3 protein-coding genes are annotated in these 4,489 nt (G+C 69.6%); 1 reads left to right on the top strand and 2 read right to left on the bottom strand.

Annotation, left to right across the window (positions count from 1 at the left end; all coding sequences use genetic code 11):
* Nucleotides 1-302 precede the first annotated feature (302 nt).
* Nucleotides 303-806, bottom strand: a complete 504-nt coding sequence (locus tag BU204_RS37530; RefSeq protein ID WP_075130535.1) for a hypothetical protein — start codon at nucleotides 804-806, stop codon at nucleotides 303-305.
* 257 nt (nucleotides 807-1,063) lie between these two features.
* Complete coding sequence (gene sigJ / locus BU204_RS37525; protein WP_075130534.1) at nucleotides 1,064-1,975, bottom strand: RNA polymerase sigma factor SigJ; 912 nt, start codon at nucleotides 1,973-1,975, stop codon at nucleotides 1,064-1,066.
* Nucleotides 1,976-2,130: 155 nt separating this feature from the next.
* On the opposite strand from sigJ, the gene BU204_RS37520 reads away from it, so the two are divergent.
* Complete coding sequence (locus BU204_RS37520; RefSeq protein WP_198943120.1) at nucleotides 2,131-4,311, top strand: MMPL family transporter; 2,181 nt, start codon at nucleotides 2,131-2,133, stop codon at nucleotides 4,309-4,311.
* Nucleotides 4,312-4,489: the final 178 nt, after the last annotated feature.

The following is a 4,489-nucleotide window of genomic DNA, read 5'->3' as shown; positions in this document are numbered from 1 at the left end:
ATCTGCCACCGCCACCTCGCAAGATCATTCTGAAACGACTTCTTAGTGGCCCGGGTGGATCGCAAGGAGGACGTCGCGGGTGGGGTCGTCGGGGATCAAGCCATCGTGTGAAACGAGATGGGTGTCGGCGCGGAGAACAGCTCAGCGCCGCGAGAGTCTCTGTTGGCTACTGGCTCGTCTCCGTGCACCGTGCGGTTCCCGACGCGCCGGGCCTGAGTTCCGCCGACGCGGCTCCGCCCGCACTCAGCGATCGGCCAGGTGTTCGGGTAGGTTCGCGGACCGGAACGACAGCTCCGCCGAACTCACTGTTCACCGAGGTGGCGCGCGAGTGCGTCGATGCCGACGGCGGCCGCTGTTCCCCCCCATGGTCCGAGGAACGTGCTGGCGGAGGTCTTGGCCATGCCCAACAGCAGGCTCTTCATGGTTTCTCGGATGATCTCTTCGCTGGTGTGGTCGTCTCGGGCCATCCTGATCCAGGTGACCGCGGGATCGACGAACACCGCGAGGTACTTGCCGACGGCTGGCGCGATCTTGTTCGCGAACTGCGCGGTGCCCTGAGCATTCCCGGCGAGCGCGTTGATCGCTCTGAGGAAAAGTGTCGAGGAAGAGCTGTGGGGGTTCGCGAGGATATGCTTCGCTATTTCCTGCGGATAGTTCTCCGACACCGTCCGGACGAGCTGTTTACGCGCCCATTCTTGACCGAGCCTGATCGCGAGGTTCTTGCCGAGACTGGTCACGTTCTCGCGCACCTCGCCGGCGACCTCGTCCAGCAGTTTGTCCTCTATTTCCCGTCCTAGGTCATTCATTCAGCACTCCGATCACGGCCTCACGATCCACGTTAGAGCCCTGTTTGCTCCAGGTCCAGCGAGGGCCGGGAGATCTGGGGAACCCCTATCCGCCATCACGGACGTGGCCACGGGGCAGCACGCCCAGGAGGTCACGCCCAGGTCTGGCTTGGCCTGGTAGGCGGCCAGCAGGCTGAGTGGAGGTGTGCCGTGGGCCGACAGCGCGCCGGCCAGGATCATGGTTGTCAGCCGCTCCAGGGAGGCGCCGAGCGCGCTCGTCAGCCGGTGCGGCCCGGGTCCGGGACATGCACGAGCTTGTCGGGGTTGCGCACGAAGTCGATCGCGGTGATCAGTCCGGCGTCCACGGTGAAGGCGATGACCGACACCTCACCGTCCTCGCCCCGGATCACCAGTCCGGGAGCACCGTTGACGTCGGTGCGCAGGATGTCCAGCGGCCCCGCGGCGTGGGCCCGGGCGAGGGTGAGCATCAGCGGGGCCACCCGCCCAGCCTCCCGCTCGACGTTTTGCAGCGCGCCGACCTTGCCGCCGCCGTCGCCGCGCAGCACGACGTCGGGGTCGAGCAGCGCGAAGAGTCCCGGCAGATCGCCGCCCCGGCAGGCGGCCGTGAACGCGTCGACCAACTCCTGCTGTTCGGCCTTCGTCGCCGGTGTCCGCGGCCGCCCGCCCTCGACCTGCCTGCGCGCCCGCGAGGCGAGTTGGCGCACCGCCACCGGTGAGCGGCCGACCACCTCGGCGATCTCCGGGAAGGGGATGCTGAAAACGTCGTGCAGCACGAACGCGGTGCGCTCGGCGGGGGAAAGCCGCTCCAGGACGACGAGCAGCGCCATGCTCACCGACTCGTCCAGGGTGACCCGGTCGGCCGGGTCGGGGGAGCGTTCCTCGACCAGCGGCTCCGGCAGCCACGTGCCGACGTAGTGCTCCCGGCGCGCACGCGCGCTGCTCAGGGTGTCGAGCGCCAACCTGCTGACGGTGGTCGTCAACCAGGCGGCGAGGTCACGGACGGCCGCCGGGTCGTCGAGCCCGCGCAGTCGCAGCCACGCTTCCTGCACACAGTCCTCGGCCTCGACCAGCGAGCCGGTCATCGTGTACGCCACGCGCAGCAGCCGCGGTCGATTGTCCTCGAACGACCGCGCCAGCAGTTCGTCGGCGTCCCGTGCGTTCGGCCCCATGGGTTCCATGTGGTGTTGACGACACAGCCGGTCCCGGTGTGACACGGCTCCCTGCCGATGGTCATGTCACACCTCGGCGGGTCTCGTCGTCAACAGGTCGACGACGACGCCCAGGGCGACCTGTGGACGGTTGACGAGCCGACCGGAAAGAGAACATGACCCTTACCGAGACAGACCGAGAGAACATCAACCCCCCGGCACGGCGGGGGGTGTTCGTCCGCATCGCGAGCTTCGCCTACCGCCGCAGATGGCTTGCCCTGGTCCTCTGGGTGGCAGTCCTGGCCGGCACCTGGGCCGGCGCGTCGGTGGTGGGCGAGGACTACCGCAACAGCTTCTCGCTTCCCGGTACCGATTCGCAGCACGCGGCGGACCTGCTGGCCGAGCACGGCGCCGCCCGCGCCGGGGACACCGTCGAGATCGTCCTGCGTCACGACGGCGGCCTGCGCGAGCCCGGTGTCGAGCAGCGCGTGACGACCATGCTCGACGAGGTCGCCGGGCTGCCCAGGGTCGCGCAGGTCCACAGCCTCTACGACCGCGAGGGCGCCATCTCCGAGGACGGCACCATCGGCTACGCCACCGTGATGCTCGACATGCCGTCGACCGACATGCCGACGACCGACACCCAGCGCATCGTGGACACCGCCAAGGAGATCGAGGGCGAGGGGCTCCAGGCCGAGCTGGGCGGCGAGGCCGCCCGGACGCTGGCCGCGGGCGAGACCGGCGCCGCGGAGGGCATGGGTCTGCTGGCCGCGCTGGTCATCCTGGTCCTGATGTTCGGCACCGTCATCGCCGCGGGGTTGCCCATCATCATCGCCCTGTTCGCCGTGGGGTCCACCGTCGGCGCCATCGTCGTGGCGTCGCACGTGTTCACGATCGCCGAGTGGACCCCGCCGATGATGATCCTGGTCGGCCTCGGCGTCGGCATCGACTACGCCTTGTTGATCTTCGCCCGCTACCGCGCCGAGTTGGTGCGCGGCGAGGATCCGGAACGGGCCACCGTGAACGCGATGGACGCCGCGGGCCGTTCGGTGTTCTTCGCCGGCTGCACCGTCATCCTGGCGCTCCTCGGCCTCGTGGCCCTCGGGCTCGGCTCGTTGCAGGGCATGGCGCTGGCCACCGCGCTGACCGTGCTGGTGACCATGCTCGCCTCCCTCACCCTGCTGCCCGCGCTGCTCGGCATCTTCGGCCGCCGCTTCGCCCGCCAGTTCACCCAACGCGCCGAGCGGCGCAAGGCCAAGGGCAGGGCCGATGACGGTTCCGGCTGGCGCCGGCTCGCGGTCGTGGTGCAGCGGCGCCCGCTGGCCGCCCTGCTGGCAGGGACGATGCTCGTGGCCGCCCTCGCGCTCCCGGCGTTGGGCGTGCGGCTCGGGTTCTCCGACGCCGGCAGCGATCCGGAGGACACCACCAGCCGCCAGGCCTACGACCTGCTCTCGCGAGGGTTCGGCCCAGGGTTCAGCGGCCCACTGCTGGTGGTGACCGAGGGCGGGTCCGATGGCGTCGAACAGGCGGCCGGCGCGGTGGCCAGTGCGCTCCGCGGCACCCCGGGCGTCCAGGCCGTCGCGGACCCGATGCCCACGCCGGACGGCGAGGCCGCGACCGTCCTCGTGTTCCCCGCCTCCTCACCGCAGGACGAGCAGACCTCGGCGCTCGTCGACACCCTGCGCGGCGACGTGCTGCCATCGCTGTCGGCGGAGAACGGCGCGCGGTACCTGGTCGGCGGAGCCACGGCCGCGGCGCAGGACTACTCCAGCAAGACCGGCGACCGCATGCCGCTGTTCATGGCCATTGTCGTCGGCCTCTCGGTCCTCCTGCTGATGGTGGTGTTCCGTTCGGTGCTCATTCCGTTGAAGGCAGCGGTGCTGAACCTGCTCAGCATCGGCGCCGCACTCGGCGCCATGAAGCTCGTGTACCAGGACGGCATGTTCGGCATCGACCCCGGCCCGATCGAGGCGTACCTGCCGGTGGTGATCTTCGCCATCGCCTTCGGGCTCTCCATGGACTACGAGATCTTCCTGATCTCCCGGATGCACGAGGAATGGACCGGTTCGCCGAGCAGGGATCATTCCCACGCCGTACGGGAGGGACTGGCCAACACCGGCGCGGTCATCACGGCGGCGGGCGCGATCATGGTCGTGATCTTCGCCGCCTTCGTACTCAGCCCGGACCGGCTGCTCCAGCAGACCGGCTTCGGCATGGCGGTGGCGATCTTCGTGGACGCGGTCGTCATCCGCTGCCTGATCGTCCCGGCGGCGATGGAACTCATGGGCCGTCGCGCCTGGTGGCTGCCGGCACCACTGACCCGACTGCTGCCGAGGGTCGAACTGGAGCGGCACTGAGCGGTCTGGTTCGTCGGCTGTGCCGTACGGCATGGGCACCGAGTCCGTTCCCGCGCCGCTCATCGGCGGCGCGGGAACGCATCCGGCAGTGTCGGCCGGATGCCGGCTTCTGCCTCCGAGGTGGTCGACAACGCGCGGGAGCCAGGCAAATCGCTGGCCGATGGAGTACCGGCGCCTC

The organism is Actinophytocola xanthii (assembly GCF_001921205.1).
In the GTDB taxonomy this organism is placed as follows: Bacteria; Actinomycetota; Actinomycetes; order Mycobacteriales; family Pseudonocardiaceae; genus Actinophytocola; species Actinophytocola xanthii.
Note: the sequence above shows the minus strand (reverse complement) of the source record. Positions and strands in the feature narration are given on the sequence as shown.

Excerpts from the sequence above, each read along its gene's own strand:
- BU204_RS37530 (WP_075130535.1), bottom strand. The coding sequence starts at position 806 with ATGAATGACCTAGGACGGGAAATAGAGGACAAACTGCTGGACGAGGTC.
- sigJ (WP_075130534.1), bottom strand. The coding sequence starts at position 1,975 with ATGGGGCCGAACGCACGGGACGCCGACGAACTGCTGGCGCGGTCGTTC.
- BU204_RS37520 (WP_198943120.1), top strand. The coding sequence starts at position 2,131 with ATGACCCTTACCGAGACAGACCGAGAGAACATCAACCCCCCGGCACGG.